Below are 17,888 nucleotides of genomic sequence, written 5' to 3'. Positions count from 1 at the left end.
GGTTGTGCATTATACGCGGCACCATCTTTTGCGGCGGCATGATGAAATTTTATTGCCAGGATGGGGGCGGCGAGTGGCGCCATCTTCTTGTGGGTGAAGCTAGAGGCGGATCTACCTTCACGCAAGCTGCCATAGTGGCTGATAGGGAGGCTGAAACAAGGACCCCGGCTGTGAAGCCGGGGTTCGGTCAGGCGGCGGAGGCGAGACGGCTCGCCTCCCTAACGCTTGGCGTGGCGTCTTATGCGAGAGTCGCCAGAGCTGCGTTGAGAGTAGCGCTCGGGCGCATGGCCTTGCTGGTCAGCTCGGTATTCGGATGGTAGTAGCCACCGATATCCACGGGCTTGCCTTGGGCTGCAGCCAACTCGCCAACGATGGTGGTCTCGCTGTCGGTCAGACTCTTGGCGAGGTTGGCGAACTGAGACTGCAGTTCCTTGTCCTCGGTTTGCGCGGCCAGTGCCTGGGCCCAGTAGAGTGCCAGGTAGAAGTGGCTGCCGCGGTTGTCGATCTCGCCAACCTTGCGCGCCGGCGACTTGTTGTTGTCGAGGACCTTGCCGGTAGCCTGGTCCAGGGTGCTGGCCAGGACAAGTGCCTTCGGGTTCTTGTAGGCGTTGCCCAGGTGCTCCAGCGATGCGGCGAGAGCCAGGAACTCACCGAGCGAATCCCAGCGCAGATAGCCTTCTTCGAGGAACTGCTGGACGTGCTTGGGAGCCGAGCCGCCCGCGCCGGTTTCGAACAGGCCGCCACCGCTCATCAGCGGGACGATCGAGAGCATCTTGGCGCTGGTGCCCAGTTCCATGATTGGGAACAGGTCGGTCAGGTAGTCGCGCAGGACGTTGCCGGTAACGGAAATGGTGTCCTTGCCTTCGCGGATGCGAGCCAGCGAGAAGCGAGTCGCCTCGACCGGCGACATGATGCGAATGTCGAGACCGCTGGTGTCGTGATCCTTCAGGTAGCGCTCGACCTTGGCGATCACCTGGGCGTCGTGGGCACGTGCGGGGTCCAGCCAGAACACTGCCGGAGCATTGGTGGCGCGGGCGCGGTTGACGGCCAGCTTGACCCAGTCCTGGATCGGAGCGTCCTTCACCTGACACATGCGCCAGATATCGCCGGTCTTGACGTTTTGCTCCATCAGGACCTTACCGCTTTCGTCGGTCACACGGACTACGCCGTCTGCCGGAATCTGGAAGGTCTTGTCGTGGGAGCCGTATTCCTCGGCCTTCTGGGCCATCAGGCCGACGTTGGGTACGCTGCCCATGGTGGTGGGGTCGAAGGCGCCGTGCTGCTTGCAGTCCTCGAGAACCGCCTGATACACACCGGCATAGCAGCGATCGGGGATGACGGCCTTGGTGTCATGCAGTTTGCCATCGGCGCCCCACATCTTGCCCGAGTCACGGATCATCGCCGGCATCGAGGCATCCACGATGACGTCGCTCGGCACGTGCAGGTTGGTGATGCCCTTGTCGGAGTTCACCATGGCCAGCTGCGGGCGCTGGGCATAAACCGCCTGGATGTCGGCTTCGATTTCCTTCTGCTTCTCTTCGGGAAGGGTCTTGATCCGGGCGTAGAGATCACCGATGCCGTTGTTGAGGTCGAAGCCGGTCTGCTTCAGCACGTCGGCATGCTTGGTCAGTGCGTCCTTGTAGAACTCGGACACGATCTGGCCGAACATGATGGGGTCGGATACCTTCATCATGGTGGCCTTCAGATGTACGGACAGCAGTACGTCCTGCTTCTTCGCATCTTCGATTTCGGCAGCGATGAAGCTGCGCAGAGCCTTCGTGCTCATCACCGAGGAATCGATGATTTCGCTGGCCTGGACGGCAGTCTTCGCCTTCAGGACGGTGCTGGTGCCATCTTTGGCGATCAGCTCGATTTTCACGCTGCCAGCGTTATCGATCAGGGCAGCCTTCTCGCTGCCGTAGAAGTCGCCACTGTTCATGTGGGCCACATGGGACTTGGAGTCTGCGCTCCATGCACCCATCTTGTGGGGATGCTTTCGGGCGTAGTTCTTGACGGACAGCGGTGCGCGACGGTCGGAGTTGCCCTCACGCAGGACGGGGTTCACCGCGCTGCCCTTGATCTTGTCGTAGCGGGCCTTGACGTCCTTCTCCGTGTCGGTCTTGGCCTCTTCGGGATAATCCGGGAGCTTGTAGCCTTGCTGCTGGAGTTCCCTGATCGCGGCCTTGAGCTGCGGGACGGAGGCGCTGATGTTCGGCAGCTTGATGATGTTGGCTTCAGGCGTGGTGGCCAGTTTTCCCAGCTCGGCCAGATCGTCGGAGATTTTCTGGTCGTCGCTCAGATATTCGGGAAAGGTTGCGATGATGCGGCCTGCAAGGGAGATATCGCGGGTTTCAATGGCGATACCTGAAGATCCGGTAAACGCTTTAATGATGGGAAGCAGAGAGTAGGTTGCCAGTGCGGGTGCTTCGTCAGTGAGCGTATAGATAATCTTCGATGTGGACATTTTTTACGTTAACCCCTCTGTATTGCTACATTTGCAAGTGCACAAACTCTTGATGCTCGCAGGGTAGGCGAAGCCGCCTAAAGGCATCAATGAGCGTAAAGTCGAGGTTCCTGGGGAAGTCCCGGGTGCCTTGGGTCGAGATTTGCCAAGGGCGGTAGTTGCCAGGTTCAAGTCTGCATGCTGCTTGGGTTTAGAGTGGCTCATTCCAGAATGGCTCTGGATCCAATGTCCTTTCAGTTGCGCCGAGTATATCAGTGCGACATGTCTTTTGCATTCGTGGGTTTTTGAAGGGGATACTGCGTCAGCGCTTCTGTTTCGGCGACGCTGGCAGGGTCGGGTGCTGGCGAGGCTCCGAGCTTTGCTGGTTCTGAGGTATGGGAGGGGGCGGATTGTTTCGGGCTGGCTGGAGCGGGTCCGGTTGATGCTTGCTGCAAGAAGCTGCCTGACTCAGGCAGATCTGCTTTTTTCTGGCAGAGCTCCACCTGATTTTTGACGCGCGCTGCGGGCTGGTCTGGCCAGCGCTGATCGGTGATCAGCGCTGTGCGAAACGAGCCCGCCTGTGTTGTAGGGCGCCTGGCCCTCAGCCTATAAAGTGCCGGCAATATCCGTAAGGGAGGATGGTTGTGTCAGGCTGAGCTTGGCCGAGTTCTCGGCCGGCGCCGGGCAGGGGCGGATATTGATTGCATGAAGCCCCTTTGGGCCTTGCAGTAGCTCGAAAGTCACCGCCTGACCGGCTTTCAAGGTCTTGTAGCCATCCATTTGAATGGCCGAATAATGGGCGAACAAATCTTCGTCGCGGCCATCTGCCACGATGAATCCATATCCCTTTGCGTTGTTGAACCACTTGACCTTGCCGCTTAGCATGCCGACATCCCTCTGCAAAGACTCCGTCACTGGAGTATCATCCGCCTTGGCCCCTTACCACGCTCGACCTTAGCCGGGACATGATCGGACCCCTGAACACCCTCTTGGGTACCCATTGTTTTTATCATTGTTTGGCCGATAGTCAAGGCGGGGCTGTGCTTGGCTGCCTGAGCGTGCTAAATCCCTCTAGTATCCGTATTCGTTCAACCGGAAGCTTGTCCAGCATGTTCGCAAGCACTGAGATTCGACTAACATTCTGTCAGGACCGTCCAGAGCCGCACGAGGACGACTCTTATGGGCTGGTCGTGCAGGAATCCAAGCCTGCGCTGAAGGTGCCACCCATGTATAAGGTGGTAATGTTCAACGACGACTACACGCCGATGGATTTCGTGGTCGAAGTGCTGGAGAAATTTTTCAACCTTAACCGCGAGTTGGCAACGAAAGTCATGCTGACTGTCCATACAGAGGGGCGGGCAGTGTGTGGAATGTTTACTCGTGACGTTGCGGAAACCAAGGCCATGCAGGTCAACCAATATGCAAGGGAATGCCAGCATCCGCTGCTCTGTGAGATCGAGAAGGACGGTTAATGCCGACCGCTTGGGTATGAGGTGAAGCTATGTTGAACCGTGAGCTCGAAGTCACTCTCAATCTTGCCTTCAAGGAGGCTCGCGCAAAACGTCATGAGTTCATGACGGTGGAGCACCTCCTGCTGGCGCTTCTGGACAACGAAGCCGCGGCTGCCGTACTGCGGGCCTGCGGTGCGAATATCGACAAGCTCCGGCATGACCTGCAGGAGTTCATCGACTCCACGACCCCCCTGATTCCACAGCATGACGAAGAGCGCGAGACTCAGCCGACCCTTGGCTTCCAGCGGGTGCTGCAGCGCGCGGTCTTCCATGTTCAGAGCTCCGGCAAGCGAGAGGTGACCGGCGCCAATGTGCTCGTGGCCATCTTCAGCGAACAGGAAAGCCAGGCTGTATTTCTGCTCAAGCAGCAGAGTGTGGCTCGCATAGATGTGGTGAACTACATTGCTCATGGCATTTCCAAAGTGCCGGGACATGGCGATCATCCAGATAGCGAGCATGAGATGCAGGACGAAGAGGGTGGAGACGCTTCTGCTGCCGGTCATCCCTTGGAGGCCTATGCCAGCAATCTGAATGAACTGGCTCGTCAGGGGCGGATCGATCCGCTGGTCGGGCGTGAGTTCGAGGTCGAGCGGGTCGCGCAGATCCTGGCTCGGCGGCGCAAGAACAATCCCCTGCTGGTGGGTGAGGCCGGTGTCGGCAAGACGGCCATTGCTGAGGGTCTGGCCAAGCGCATCGTCGACAATCAGGTTCCGGATCTTCTGGCACATAGCGTCGTGTATTCTCTCGACCTTGGTGCGCTGCTCGCTGGTACCAAGTATCGTGGTGATTTCGAGAAGCGCTTCAAGGCATTGCTCAACGAGCTGCGCAAGAAACCACACGCCATCCTGTTCATCGACGAGATTCACACCATCATCGGCGCCGGCGCTGCTTCCGGCGGAGTAATGGATGCCTCGAACCTGCTCAAGCCGCTGCTCTCGTCTGGCGAGATCCGCTGCATCGGCTCGACCACCTTCCAGGAGTTCCGGGGCATCTTCGAGAAAGATCGCGCCTTGGCGCGGCGCTTCCAGAAGGTCGATGTGATCGAGCCTTCGGTCGAGGATACGGTGGGTATTCTCCGTGGACTCAAGCCGCGTTTCGAGCAGCATCATGGCATCGAGTACAGCGATGAGGCACTGCGGGCTGCCGCGGAGCTGTCTTCCCGTTACATCAATGATCGTCATATGCCTGACAAGGCCATTGACGTCATCGACGAGGCTGGCGCATTCCAGCGTCTCCAGCCGGAGGATCGGCGTGCCAAGCTTATCGATGTGGCTCAGGTGGAGGACATCGTTGCCAAGATCGCCCGTATTCCGCCCAAGCATGTCTCCACCTCCGACAAGGAGTTGCTGCGCAACCTCGAGCGCGATCTCAAATTGACCGTATTCGGTCAGGATGCCGCGATCGACTCGCTCGCCACGGCAATCAAGCTGTCGCGGGCTGGCCTGAAATCGCCGGACAAGCCGGTCGGCTCCTTCCTCTTCGCTGGACCTACAGGGGTGGGCAAGACCGAAGTCGCTCGGCAGTTGGCCAAGGCGCTAGGGGTGGAACTGGTGCGCTTCGACATGTCCGAGTATATGGAGCGGCACACCGTTTCGCGTCTGATCGGCGCGCCTCCGGGGTATGTCGGCTTCGACCAGGGAGGGCTTTTGACCGAGGCGATCACCAAGCAGCCGCACTGCGTACTGTTGTTGGACGAGATCGAAAAGGCGCATCCCGAAGTGTTCAACCTGCTCCTGCAGGTCATGGACCATGGCACGCTGACCGACAACAACGGGCGCAAGGCTGATTTCCGCAGTGTCATCATCATCATGACCACCAACGCCGGTGCGGAGACCGCGGCCCGTGCCTCGATCGGCTTCACCTTGCAGGATCACTCTTCCGATGCCATGGAGGTGATCAAGAAGAGCTTCACGCCCGAGTTCCGCAACCGTTTGGACACCATTATCCAGTTCGGTCGTCTGAGTCATGAGGTGATCAAGAGCATCGTTGACAAGTTCCTTACCGAGCTTCAGGCGCAGCTGGAAGACAAGCATGTACAGCTGGATGTTTCCGAGCAGGCGCGTGGTTGGCTTGCCGAGCATGGATATGATGCTCAGATGGGTGCGCGGCCGATGGCTCGCCTGATTCAGGACAAGATCAAGCGTCCCTTGGCCGAGGAGATTCTCTTTGGCGAACTGGCCGAGCACGGAGGAATGGTGCATATCGACCTGAAGGGTGGAGAGCTTTCGTTCGATTTCGAGACTGCCGCCGAAGTGGCCTGAGTGCAGTTGCGACGAGAGGTCGTTGGAATGAAAAACGCCCGGCTTGGCCGGGCGTTTTTATTGGGTCCGTCTCAGCGGGCGCGATAGGTGATGCGGCCCTTGCTCAGGTCGTAAGGAGTCAGCTCGACGCGTACCTTGTCCCCGGTGAGGATACGGATGTAATTCTTGCGCATCTTGCCGGAAATATGCGCGGTAACGACGTGCCCGTTTTCCAACTCCACGCGGAACATGGTGTTGGGCAGGGTGTCGACGACAGTGCCTTCCATTTCGAAGCTGTCTTCTTTCGACATTCAATAAAGCCCTCGGTATGCAGTGAATGGCCCAACGTAGTTGGCACGCCGAGCAAAACGGCGTGCATTGTGCCTGAAAATGGCTGTTGACGCCAAGAGTTCTCAGGTCAAAGTGACCCAGCGATGATTTACCAGCAATTCAATCGGGCGATATTGGGTCTTGTAGTTCATCTTTCGGCAATTCTTGATCCAATAACCCAGATACACCGCCTGCAGGCCTAGGCGTGCCGCTTCGTCAATTTGCCAGAGAATCGCATAGCGGCCGAGGCTGCGCCGCTCCTCATTGGGGTCGTAGAAGGTATAGACCGCTGAAAGGCCGTTGGAGAGCACGTCGGTCACGGCGACGGCCAGCAGGCGCCCGGCAAGGCGAAACTCGTAGAAGCGGGAAAAGGGTAGGTCGCGTACCAGGAAGGTACAGAACTGGTCTCGATTGGGAGGATGCATATCGCCGTCGGCATGGCGCTGTTCGATATAGCGTGCATACAGTTTGTAATACTCCTCGGTGAAGCTGGGGCGTACGGCTCGTACCGAGAGATCTGTATTGCGTTTCAGGATGCGCCGCTGCTGGCGATTCGGTGAGAAGCCCCTGGCAGGGATGCGAGCCGGGATGCAGGCGTTGCAGCCCTGGCAATGAGGGCGATAAAGGTGATCGCCGCTGCGCCGGAATCCTAGGTCTGAGAGCTCCGCATAGACGTGCATGTCCATGGGCTGGCTGGGATCAAGGAACAGGGTCGTCGCCTGCTCGTCGGGCAGATAGCTGCAGGCGTGCGGTTGCGTGGCGTAGAACTTGAGACGAGCCAGCTCGGTCATGATCAACCCCCGGAAAGCTCTTGGCGTGCCGTGATCGTTCAGCGGCACTCATCAAGTGTATGCCAGGCTGTGGGCCTCTACTAGGCGACCCAGTCAGCCGTATTCGGCAGGTCCAGATGGCGTTTCAAAAAGTCGGAGAACTCGGTGCGGGGAATGCTGCGGGCGCCAAGGCTCTGCAGGTGCTCGGTAGGCATCTGGCAGTCGATCAGCACGAAGCCCCATTGCTCGAGTCGTCTCACCAGCGTTGCAAAGCCAACCTTGGATGCATTGTCGGTATGGCTGAACATGGACTCGCCAAAGAATAGTTGGCCAATCGCCAAGCCATAGAGTCCTCCGACGAGAGTGCCGCTCTGCCAGACTTCAACCGAGTGAGCGATGCCGCGGCGGTGAAGCTCCTGATAGGCCTTTCTCATTTCTGGAGTTATCCAGGTGCCGTCGGCATAGTCGCGCGGGCCGGCACAAGCCTCGATCACGGCGGAAAAGTCTCGATCGAAGGACACTTGAAAGCGCTCCTGGCGGAGGACTTTGCGAAGGCTGCGGGAGACATGCAGCTCATGAGGAAACAGCACGGTGCGTGGGTCCGGCGACCACCAGAGAATGGGTTGTCCCGCCTGGTACCAGGGAAAGCAGCCATGCCGGTAGGCCTGGATCAGGCGTTCGGACGAGAGGTCGCCTCCAACAGCCAGCAGGCCATTGGGGTCGCGCAAGGCTCTCTCCAAGGGGGGGAAGTTCAGGCTGTCGCGTTGCAGACAAGTCAGCATGTTGACGCCGCAGTGTGAGCAGTTATGAATGGAGGAGGGGCGGGCCGAAGCCCGCCGAGTCGATCAGCTGTCCAGATAGCGCTCGGCATCCAGGGCAGCCATGCAGCCGGCGCCTGCCGAGGTGATGGCTTGGCGATAGACATGGTCGGCTACATCGCCAGCAGCGAAAATGCCTTCGATGCTGGTGGCGGTGGCATCACCCGAGCTGCCGCCCTTGATCGTCAAGTAGCCATCGTGCATCTCAAGCTGGCCCTGGAATAGTTCTGTATTGGGCTTGTGACCGATGGCGATGAAGACGCCGGTCAGGGGCAGCGTCTCGGTGGTCCCGCTCAGTGTGTCCTTCAGGCGTACGCCGGTTACTCCGGAGGCGTCGCCGAGCACTTCGTCCAGGGTCTGGTTCCAATGCAGGCGAATATTGCCGTTCCGGGCCTTCTCGAAGAGCTTGTCCTGCAGGATCTTCTCGGCGCGCAACTTGTCACGGCGATGGATCAGGTGGACCTCCTTGGCAATATTTGACAGATATAAGGCCTCTTCCACCGCAGTATTGCCACCGCCGATCACGCAAACCACCTGATTGCGATAGAAGAAGCCATCGCAGGTGGCGCAGGCGGAAACGCCCTTGCCGGAGAATGCTTCCTCGGAGGGCAGGCCGAGGTACTGGGCCGAGGCTCCCGTGGCGATGATCAGCGCGTCACAGGTGTAGGTCGCAGTGTCGCCGATCAGGGTGAAGGGGCGCTGCTGCAACTTGGCAGTATGGATGTGGTCGTAGGCGATCTCGGTGTCGAAGCGCTCGGCATGTTTCTGCATGCGCTCCATCAGGCCGGGGCCGGTCAAGCCTTCGACGTCGCCGGGCCAGTTGTCCACTTCGGTGGTCGTGGTCAGTTGGCCGCCGGGCTGGATGCCGGTGATCAGCAGGGGCTTCAGATTGGCGCGTGCAGCATAGACGGCAGCAGTATAGCCAGCTGGGCCGGAGCCCAGGATGATCAGCCGCGAATGCTTGACATCATTCATAAAAAGTCCCCGTAAGCCTTTGTCACAAAAGAAAATGCATGCTCCAATAAAGCAGCATGGCAATGATGGTCGACTATGCTACACCGAAGCACGAGAGGTCGGCAAAAAGGGGAGGAAGGCCCTCTGCATGGCATCGGATAGGCAAAATCGTACAATAGGGGATTCTCAAAGAGCCGGTATTGTCATTCCTGACTAGGAATAGCCGGGCGTATCGACGACAGGCTGGAGTCAAGGACGCCACGAAGGCAGGCTCAGACGGTAAAGACGAAATCCGGCTTGAGGCATGGAATTCATTCCTCATAAATGAGTAGTCTGAGTCTGGCTACAACACTGAGCGTGACTGTGGCTCAACTAAGGCCTCAGCCGTCGCTGCCGTGCGCTTGGCTCTCGACCGACACGTAACCTGGATGGAACGCGCCGTTGGCGCAGGAAAAGAAGCGTTTTGAAGAAATCCTCTACAAAAGTACGGCTTCCGGCGTGGCAGCAACAGCTGAGTTCACGCCTCAAGGAAGGTGCCCTGATCGCCTTGAGTGCGCTCTGCCTGTACCTCTGGATGGCGCTGCTGAGCTACGATTCGTCCGATCCCGGCTGGAGTCACAGCAGCAATGTGGCGCAGGTGCAGAATTCTGCGGGTCGGGCAGGCGCCTGGCTCGCCGACATCCTGTTCATGGCCCTTGGCTATTTCGCCTACCTCTTTCCCCTGCTGCTGGTGATCAAGACGGCTCAGGCGTTCCGGGCACGTCATGAGCCTTGGCCTTGGAATGGCTGGCTGTTTTCATGGCGCCTGACCGGCCTGGCGATCCTGATCCCTGCGGGCTCCGCGCTGGCGTACATTCATTTCCATTCCGCCACTGATCTGCCAGCCTCTACCGGCGGTGCCTTGGGCTCGGTTTTAGGCAAACTCGCTCTGGACGCGCTCAACGTGCAGGGCAGCACGCTGATGTTCCTCTCGCTGTTCCTTTTCGGACTGACAGTGTTCGCCGATCTGTCCTGGTTCAGGGTCATGGATCTGACTGGCAAGATCACCCTCGATTTGTTCGAGTTGGTGCAGGGCGCCGTCGGGCGTTGGTGGGGGACCCTGGCCGAGCGCAGACGACTGGTTGCCCAGCTGCGCGAAGCCGAGAGACCGGTCAAGCCCCGCATGGCCGATGAGCCTAGGGGCGAGTCGTTCCAGGTGGCCGAACCGCGCATCGCGGAGCCGCTGGTCGAGGTGCACGAAGAGCCGGCCACGATCAAGCCTGCAGCTCGGCGCCGCACCGCAGCCATCGTGGATGTTCCGGCCAGATTCCAGCGTCCGCCGGAGTCCTCCCCGTCGCGCAAGCCTCGTAGCGAGCTCATGGGCGCAGCGCCGAAGCCACGCATCGAGCCTGAAGTTGCCACGCCCAGGCCTCGTATCGAGCCAGGGATCGAGATGCCCAAGCCGCGCGTCGAGCCCGAGGTCGCTTCGCTCAAGTCCCGTATCGAGCCCGGGCTGGCTACGCCTCAGCAGCCCCGTGTCGACCTTGAGCCCGCCACGCCAAACCATCAGCCTCGCAACGAACCCGAGACGGTCCCGGCCTGGTCCGAGGAGTTCAATGAGTTCGACGGCCTGTCGCTGGACTTCCAGCAGGACGCTTTCGAGGAAACGTCGTCAGCCGCTCCCCCGCGTTTCGACGAGCCCAAGCCTGCGCTCACGACACCGGCTGTCGAGCGCCAGCCACGCAGCGAGCCGGAGCTGGTCTCCACGATCCGGCCTGTAGCCGAGCCGGAGCGTCGGCCGGCACCGGTCATCACGCCGCTCTCGGAAACCCTCGCCATGGAGCCCCGACCGCAACCTGTGCCCGTATCCGCGTTTCGGGAAAGGCCCGCTTCGCTCGTCGACACTGTCCTGGAGGGAACCCTGCCACCGCTTTCCCTGCTGGATGCTCCCGAGGAGAAGTCGCAGGACTACTCGGCCGAGTCGCTTGAGGCGTTGTCTCGTCTGCTCGAGATCAAGCTCAAGGAATTCGGCGTCGAGGTGCGCGTCGAGTCCGTACATCCAGGCCCGGTGATCACTCGCTTCGAGATCCAGCTGGCTCCGGGCGTCAAGGTCAGCCGGATTTCCAACCTGGCCAAAGACCTGGCCCGTTCGATGGCGATGATCAGCGTGCGGGTAGTCGAGGTCATTCCCGGCAAGACCACGGTGGGCATCGAAGTGCCCAACGAGGACCGGCAGATCGTGCGCTTCTCCGAGGTGCTGATGTCCACCGAGTACGAGGAGGCCAAGTCTCCGGTCACTCTGGCGCTGGGCCACGACATCGGCGGCAAGCCGATCATTGCCGACCTGGCGAAGATGCCCCACCTGCTGGTGGCCGGTACCACCGGTTCCGGCAAGTCGGTCGGGGTCAACGCGATGATCCTGTCGATTCTCTTCAAGTCGACGCCTCAAGAGGCGCGCCTGATCATGATCGACCCGAAGATGCTCGAGCTGTCGATCTACGAGGGCATTCCCCATCTGCTCTGTCCGGTGGTGACCGACATGAAGGAGGCGGCCAACGCCCTGCGCTGGAGCGTGGCCGAGATGGAGCGCCGCTACAAGCTGATGGCGGCCATGGGCGTGCGCAACCTGGCCGGCTTCAACCGCAAGGTGAAGGATGCCGAGGAGGCCGGCACACCGCTCTATGATCCGCTGTATCGACGCGAGAGCATGGACGACGAGCCGCCGCTGCTACAGCCGCTGCCGACCATCGTGGTGGTGGTCGACGAGTTCGCCGACATGATGATGATCGTCGGCAAGAAGGTCGAGGAACTGATCGCGCGCATCGCCCAGAAGGCCCGGGCCGCCGGCATCCACCTGATCCTGGCGACCCAGCGCCCCTCGGTGGATGTGATCACCGGCCTGATCAAGGCCAATATCCCGACCCGCATGGCCTTCCAGGTATCGAGCAAGATCGATTCGCGCACCATCCTCGACCAGGGCGGCGCCGAGCAGCTGCTCGGCCACGGCGACATGCTCTACCTGCCGCCCGGTACCGGTCTGCCGATCCGCGTGCACGGCGCCTTCGTCTCCGACGACGAGGTGCATCGCGTCGTCGAGGCCTGGAAACAGCGCGGTGCGCCGGACTACGTCGAGGATATTCTCGCCGGCGCCGAGGAGAGCGGCATTGGCTTCGAGGGCGGCAGCGATGGCGGCGAGGGCAGCGAGGAGGATCCGCTGTACGACGAGGCCGTGCGCTTCGTGACGGAAAGTCGGCGCGCCTCGATCTCGGCGGTACAGCGCAAGCTGAAAATCGGCTATAACCGCGCGGCACGGATGATCGAAGCCATGGAGATGGCGGGTGTGGTGTCCTCGATGAACACCAACGGCTCGCGGGAAGTAATCGCTCCCGCACCGGTTCGCGACTGATTTCCCAACGCTCCCATGAGGATTGTCATGCGCCTTTTCCGCATGCTGTTGCTGTCCGCTGTCACTTTCGTCCTGCTGCCGGCGCAGGCCGACGAGCGCTCGATCCAGCGCCTGACCCAGTTGCTTGACCGGGCACAGACCCTGACCGCGCGCTTCTCCCAGCTCACCCTCGACGGCTCCGGCACCCAGTTGCAGGAAACCTCCGGCGAGATGGCGCTGAAGCGCCCGGGGCTGTTCCGCTGGCATACCGATGCGCCGCAGGAGCAGCTTCTGGTGTCCAATGGCAAGACGGTCTGGCTCTACGACCCGGACCTGGAGCAGGTGACCATCCGCAGCCTCGACCAGCGCCTGACCCATACCCCGGCACTGCTGCTCTCCGGCGATATCTCGAAGATCGGCGAGAATTTCGAGATCACCCACAAGGAAGCCGGCGGCGTGGTGGATTTCATCCTCAAGCCGAAGGCCAAGGACACCCTGTTCGACAACCTGCGCCTGTCTTTCCGTGAGGGTGTGGTCAACGACATGCAACTGATCGACGGGGTCGGCCAGCGTACCAACATCCTGTTCTTCGGGGTGAAGATGAACCAGTTGCTCGATACCGCGCAGTTCGATTTCAAGGTGCCGGAAGGCACCGACGTCATTCAGGAGTGATCCGGCCAAGCCCATGGACCTGTTTCGCGCCGACCCTCCCGCCCAGCCCCTGGCCGCGCGTCTGCGCCCGACCAGCCTGGACGAATATGTCGGTCAGGAGCATCTGCTGGCCCGTGGCAAGCCGCTGCGCGAGGCGCTGGAGCAGGGTGCCCTGCATTCGATGATCTTCTGGGGGCCGCCCGGGGTCGGCAAGACCACCCTGGCGCGGCTGCTGGCGAAAGTCACTGACGCGCATTTCGAGACAATCTCCGCGGTGCTTGCCGGCGTCAGGGAGATTCGCCAGGCGGTCGAAGTCGCGCGTCAGCAGGCGGCCCAGCACGGCCGGCGAACGATCCTCTTCGTCGACGAGGTGCACCGCTTCAACAAGTCGCAACAGGACGCCTTCCTGCCGTACGTGGAAGACGGCACCCTGGTCTTCATCGGCGCCACCACCGAGAACCCCTCCTTCGAGTTGAACAATGCGCTGCTCTCGCGGGCCCGCGTCTACGTGCTTAAGAGTCTGGACGAGGCGGCCCTGCGCCGGCTGGCCGGGCGCGCCCTGGGCGAGGAGCGCGGGCTGGGAGGACGCCGCCTGAGCCTGCCGGAGGACGGTCTCCAGACGCTGCTGGCGGCAGCCGACGGCGACGGACGGCGCCTGCTCAATCTGCTGGAGAACGCCGCCGATCTGGTCGAGGATGGCGAGACGATCGGTGTCGAGCTGCTCGGCAATCTGCTGGGCGACAGCCGCCGGCGTTTCGACAAGGGCGGCGAGGCCTTCTACGATCAGATTTCCGCGCTGCACAAGTCAGTGCGCGGCTCGAATCCCGATGCCGCGCTCTACTGGTTCGCGCGAATGCTCGATGGCGGCTGCGATCCGCTGTACCTCGCCCGCCGCGTGGTGCGCATGGCCAGCGAGGACATTGGCAATGCCGATCCGCGAGCGCTACCCCTGTGTCTGGCGGCCTGGGACGTGCAGGAGCGTCTGGGCAGCCCCGAGGGCGAGCTGGCGCTGGCCCAGGCCATCGTCTACCTGGCCTGTGCGCCGAAGAGCAACGCCGTCTACAGCGCCTTCAAGGCAGCCATGGCCGATGCCGCGCAGCAGGGCTCGCTGGAGGTGCCGCTGCACCTGCGCAACGCGCCGACCAGGCTGATGAAGGAGCTGGGCTACGGCGAGGAATACCGCTACGCCCATGACGAGCCGGAGGCCTATGCCGCCGGCGAGGACTACTTCCCCGAAAACTTGGAGCCGCGCCGTTACTACCAGCCGGTACCGCGTGGCCTGGAGCTGAAGATCCGCGACAAGCTGCAGCATCTGGCCGAACTCGACCGCGCCAGTCCTTGGCAGAGGAGAAAGCCATGATTGGCGTGACCTTGGCGGTGGCTGCGGGCGGCGCGCTCGGCTGCCTGCTGCGCTTCGCCACCAGCAACTGGGTAACGGCGCACTGGCCGCAGCATTTCTATGCCGCCACCCTGGTCGTCAACATTGTCGGCTGCCTGCTGATCGGCTATCTCTATGGCCAGCTCCTGATGCGTCCCGAAGTGCCGCTGGCGCTGCGGGCCGGGCTGGTCGTCGGCTTTCTCGGCGGCCTGACCACCTTTTCATCCTTTTCCCTCGACACGCTGCGCCTGCTGGAAAGCGGCCAGGCCCCGCTGGCCTTCGGCTACCTGGCGCTCAGCGTGCTGGGCGGTCTGCTCGCCACCTGGGCCGGCCTGACACTCACCAAGCTCTGACCGATAGACGAGAACATCCCATGCTCGACTCCAAACTGGTTCGTACCCAACTGCAGGAGATTGCGGACCGCCTGGCAACCCGTGGCTTCCAACTGGACGTGGCGCGTCTCGAGAGCCTCGAAGCCCAGCGCAAGGCCGTGCAAACCCGCACCGAACAGCTGCAGGCCGAGCGCAACGCCCGCTCCAAGGCCATCGGTCAGGCCAAATCGCGCGGCGAGGACATCGCGCCGCTGCTGGCCGAGGTCGACCGCATGGGCAGCGATCTGGAGGCCGGCAAGCGCGAGCTGGAAGCCATCCAGGCCGAACTCGACGCTCTGATGCTGAGCATTCCCAACCTGCCGCACGAGTCGGTGCCGGTCGGTGCCGACGAGGAGGGCAACGTGGAGGTGCGCCGCTGGGGCACTCCGCATACTTTCGATTTCGAGATCAAGGACCATGTCGCCCTCGGCGAGCGCCATGGCTGGCTGGACTTCGAGACCGCGGCCAAGCTTTCCGGTGCCCGCTTCGCGCTGATGCGCGGCCCCATCGCCCGGCTGCACCGGGCCCTGGCGCAGTTCATGCTCGACCTGCACACGAGCGAGCACGGCTACGAGGAAGCCTACACCCCCTACCTGGTGCAGGCCCCGGCCCTGCAGGGCACCGGCCAGCTGCCGAAGTTCGAGGAGGATCTGTTCAAGATCAGCCGCGAGGGCGAGGCCGATTTCTACCTGATCCCCACCGCCGAGGTGTCGCTGACCAACATCGTGGCCGGCGAGATCCTCGATGCCAAACAGCTGCCGCTGAAGTTCGTCGCTCATACCCCGTGTTTTCGCAGCGAGGCCGGCGCCTCCGGCCGCGACACCCGCGGCATGATCCGCCAGCACCAGTTCGACAAGGTGGAGATGGTGCAGATCGTCGAGCCGGCCAAGTCCTTCGAGGCGCTCGAGGAGCTGACCGGCAACGCCGAGAAGGTGTTGCAGCGGCTCGAGCTGCCGTACCGCGTGCTGGCCCTGTGCACCGGCGACATGGGCTTCGGCGCGACCAAGACCTACGACCTGGAGGTCTGGGTGCCGAGCCAGGACAAGTACCGGGAAATCTCCTCCTGCTCCAACTGCGGCGACTTCCAGGCGCGGCGCATGCAGGCGCGCTGGCGCAACCCGGAAACCGGCAAGCCGGAGCTGGTGCATACTCTCAATGGTTCCGGCCTGGCGGTCGGCCGCACCCTGGTGGCGGTACTGGAAAACTACCAGCAGGCCGACGGCTCGATCCGCGTGCCCGAGGTGCTCAAGCCCTACATGGGCGGCATCGAGGTCATCGGCTAGGTCGAGTCGAGCGACACTGAATGCGGGGTGGTTAGGGTCTGTTGACGTTTTGGCGTGAGCCGCGTTGCCGCGTCAAATGCCGCCAGGCAAGGCCGGGTCGCCGGCAATGGTCATTCCCTTGCCAAGACCCGCAACGCCGCATGGCGGCATTTGCCGCGCAGCCTCGGCGGCCCCACCCGCAGGGACGGGGCCCGTTTGGCGCAGCACAGCGTTGCTCGTCGTTCATTTGGAATGACCAAACTTCTCTCCTCGCTCCTTGTTCTGCGCCAAACGGGCCGCCGTCGCGGCCTACGCCAAAACGTCAACAGACCCTGGGGCCACCCCGTTTTGTTTTCATCCGTCGAGAGGCGACCCATGGACTATCTTCCGTTGTTCCACAACCTCAAGGGCCGCCATGTGCTGCTGGTCGGCGGCGGCGAGGTCGCCCTGCGCAAGGCACGGCTGCTCGCCGATGCCGGTGCCGTGCTGCGAGTCGTGGCGCCGCAGATCGAGGAGGCACTCGCCGAGCTGGTGCGGGAGAGGGGCGGGCACTGCCTGGTGCGGAGCTATGCAGCAGAGGATCTGGACGGCTGCGTACTGGCCATCGCCGCCACCGACGACCACGAAGTGAACGTCCGGATTTCCGGCGATGCCCATGACCGTGGCGTGCCGGTCAACGTGGTGGATTCGCCGGCCCTGTGCAGCGTGATCTTCCCGGCCATCGTCGACCGTTCGCCGCTGCTCGTCGCGGTGTCCAGCGGCGGAGATGCACCGGTGCTGGCGCGGCTGATGCGCGCACGGATCGAGACCTGGATTCCGGCCAGCTACGGTCAGTTGGCCGGACTGGCGAAGAAGTTCCGCGATCAGGTCAAACACCTGCTGCCCAACGTGCAGCAGCGCCGGGTGTTCTGGGAGGAGGTGTTCCAGGGACCGATTGCCGAGCGGCTGCTGGCCGGGCAGGGGATGGAGGCCGAGCGGCTGCTCGAGGCCAAGCTTGCCGGTGCGGCGCCCAAGGCGCTCGGCGAGGTCTACCTGGTCGGTGCCGGACCGGGCGATCCGGACCTGCTGACCTTCCGAGCCCTGCGCCTGATGCAGCAGGCCGACGTGGTGCTCTACGACCGCCTGGTGGCCCCGGCGATCATCGAGCTGTGCCGGCGCGATGCCGAGCGTGTCTACGTCGGCAAGCGCCGCGCCGAACATGCCTTGCCGCAGGAGCAGATCAACCGGCTGCTGGTGCAGCTGGCCAGCGAGGGCAAGCGGGTACTGCGCCTGAAGGGCGGCGATCCCTTCATCTTCGGTCGCGGCGGCGAGGAAATCGAGGAACTGGCCGCCCACGGCATTCCCTTCCAGGTAGTGCCGGGAATCACCGCGGCGAGCGGTTGTGCCGCCTACGCGGGCATCCCGCTGACCCACCGCGATCACGCCCAGTCGGTGCGCTTCGTCACCGGCCACCTCAAGGACGGCACTTTCGATCTGCCCTGGGCCGATCTGGTGGCGCCGGCCCAGACCCTGGTGTTCTACATGGGCCTGGTCGGCCTGCCGGTGATCTGTCAGCGGCTGATCGAACATGGCCGTGCGGCGACGACCCCGGCGGCGCTGATCCAGCAGGGCACCACCCCGCAGCAGCGGGTTATCGCTTCCACCCTGGCCGAGCTGCCTGGACGGGTGGAGCAGGAGAAGGTCGCAGCGCCGACCCTGCTGATCGTTGGCGAGGTGGTGCAACTGCGCGACAAGCTGGCCTGGTTCGAGGGCCGGCAGAGCGCCGACTGAGCCCCGCTGCCGAGGCTCTGCCTTCA

General features: G+C 62.2%; 14 protein-coding genes. 8 read left to right on the top strand and 6 right to left on the bottom strand.

What is annotated here, in order from left to right; translation table 11 throughout:
* Positions 1 to 238: 238 nt before the first annotated feature.
* The gene (locus tag GCU53_RS02220; protein ID WP_152386167.1) at positions 239 to 2,464 is read right to left on the bottom strand and encodes an NADP-dependent isocitrate dehydrogenase; all 2,226 of its coding nucleotides are present in this window, start codon (positions 2,462 to 2,464) and stop codon (positions 239 to 241) included.
* Positions 2,465 to 3,049: 585 nt separating this feature from the next.
* Positions 3,050 to 3,328: a cold shock domain-containing protein CspD gene (cspD, locus tag GCU53_RS02215; RefSeq protein ID WP_152386166.1), complete on the bottom strand. Its 279-nt coding sequence runs from the start codon at positions 3,326 to 3,328 to the stop codon at positions 3,050 to 3,052.
* 224 nt (positions 3,329 to 3,552) lie between these two features.
* Between cspD and clpS the strand changes: the two genes are divergently transcribed.
* Both clpS and clpA read left to right on the top strand, forming a co-directional pair.
* Positions 3,553 to 3,915 carry an ATP-dependent Clp protease adapter ClpS gene (gene clpS, locus GCU53_RS02210; RefSeq protein WP_152386165.1) on the top strand — a complete coding sequence of 121 codons (363 nt, stop codon included), beginning with the start codon at positions 3,553 to 3,555 and terminating at the stop codon, positions 3,913 to 3,915.
* A 29-nt stretch (positions 3,916 to 3,944) separates the two neighbouring features.
* A complete protein-coding gene (clpA, locus tag GCU53_RS02205) occupies positions 3,945 to 6,215 on the top strand; it encodes an ATP-dependent Clp protease ATP-binding subunit ClpA (protein WP_152386164.1) in 2,271 nt (756 codons plus the stop codon).
* Positions 6,216 to 6,286: 71 nt separating this feature from the next.
* Here clpA and infA read toward each other — a convergent pair whose 3' ends face one another.
* The 4 genes from infA to trxB all read right to left on the bottom strand — a co-directional run bounded on the left by infA (position 6,287) and on the right by trxB (position 9,087).
* On the bottom strand, positions 6,287 to 6,505 hold the full coding sequence (infA, locus tag GCU53_RS02200; protein WP_002553999.1) for a translation initiation factor IF-1: 219 nt from the start codon (positions 6,503 to 6,505) through the stop codon (positions 6,287 to 6,289).
* A 102-nt stretch (positions 6,506 to 6,607) separates the two neighbouring features.
* The gene (locus GCU53_RS02195; RefSeq protein ID WP_152386163.1) at positions 6,608 to 7,315 is read right to left on the bottom strand and encodes an arginyltransferase; all 708 of its coding nucleotides are present in this window, start codon (positions 7,313 to 7,315) and stop codon (positions 6,608 to 6,610) included.
* 80 nt (positions 7,316 to 7,395) lie between these two features.
* Positions 7,396 to 8,076, bottom strand: a complete 681-nt coding sequence (aat, locus tag GCU53_RS02190; RefSeq protein ID WP_152386162.1) for a leucyl/phenylalanyl-tRNA--protein transferase — start codon at positions 8,074 to 8,076, stop codon at positions 7,396 to 7,398.
* A gap of 63 nt (positions 8,077 to 8,139) precedes the next feature.
* Complete coding sequence (gene trxB / locus GCU53_RS02185) at positions 8,140 to 9,087, bottom strand: thioredoxin-disulfide reductase (RefSeq protein ID WP_152386161.1); 948 nt, start codon at positions 9,085 to 9,087, stop codon at positions 8,140 to 8,142.
* A 442-nt stretch (positions 9,088 to 9,529) separates the two neighbouring features.
* Here trxB and GCU53_RS02180 point away from each other — a divergent pair, with 442 nt between their 5' ends.
* The 6 genes from GCU53_RS02180 to cysG all read left to right on the top strand — a co-directional run bounded on the left by GCU53_RS02180 (position 9,530) and on the right by cysG (position 17,862).
* Positions 9,530 to 12,451, top strand: coding sequence for a DNA translocase FtsK (locus GCU53_RS02180; protein WP_167520020.1), 2,922 nt, complete (start codon positions 9,530 to 9,532; stop codon positions 12,449 to 12,451).
* 27 nt (positions 12,452 to 12,478) lie between these two features.
* Positions 12,479 to 13,102, top strand: coding sequence for an outer membrane lipoprotein periplasmic chaperone LolA (lolA, locus tag GCU53_RS02175; RefSeq protein WP_152386159.1), 624 nt, complete (start codon positions 12,479 to 12,481; stop codon positions 13,100 to 13,102).
* Positions 13,103 to 13,115: 13 nt separating this feature from the next.
* Positions 13,116 to 14,441 carry a replication-associated recombination protein A gene (locus tag GCU53_RS02170; RefSeq protein ID WP_152386158.1) on the top strand — a complete coding sequence of 442 codons (1,326 nt, stop codon included), beginning with the start codon at positions 13,116 to 13,118 and terminating at the stop codon, positions 14,439 to 14,441.
* Positions 14,438 to 14,812, top strand: a complete 375-nt coding sequence (crcB, locus tag GCU53_RS02165) for a fluoride efflux transporter CrcB (RefSeq protein WP_152386157.1) — start codon at positions 14,438 to 14,440, stop codon at positions 14,810 to 14,812. The genes GCU53_RS02170 and crcB overlap by 4 nt, the downstream gene beginning before the upstream one ends.
* 20 nt (positions 14,813 to 14,832) lie before the next feature.
* The gene (gene serS / locus GCU53_RS02160) at positions 14,833 to 16,113 is read left to right on the top strand and encodes a serine--tRNA ligase (protein ID WP_152386156.1); all 1,281 of its coding nucleotides are present in this window, start codon (positions 14,833 to 14,835) and stop codon (positions 16,111 to 16,113) included.
* 354 nt (positions 16,114 to 16,467) lie between these two features.
* Complete coding sequence (gene cysG / locus GCU53_RS02155) at positions 16,468 to 17,862, top strand: siroheme synthase CysG (protein ID WP_152386155.1); 1,395 nt, start codon at positions 16,468 to 16,470, stop codon at positions 17,860 to 17,862.
* Positions 17,863 to 17,888: the final 26 nt, after the last annotated feature.

Source organism: Azotobacter salinestris, from assembly GCF_009363155.1.
GTDB classification, from domain to species: Bacteria; Pseudomonadota; Gammaproteobacteria; order Pseudomonadales; family Pseudomonadaceae; genus Azotobacter; species Azotobacter salinestris.
Note: the sequence above shows the minus strand (reverse complement) of the source record. Positions and strands in the feature narration are given on the sequence as shown.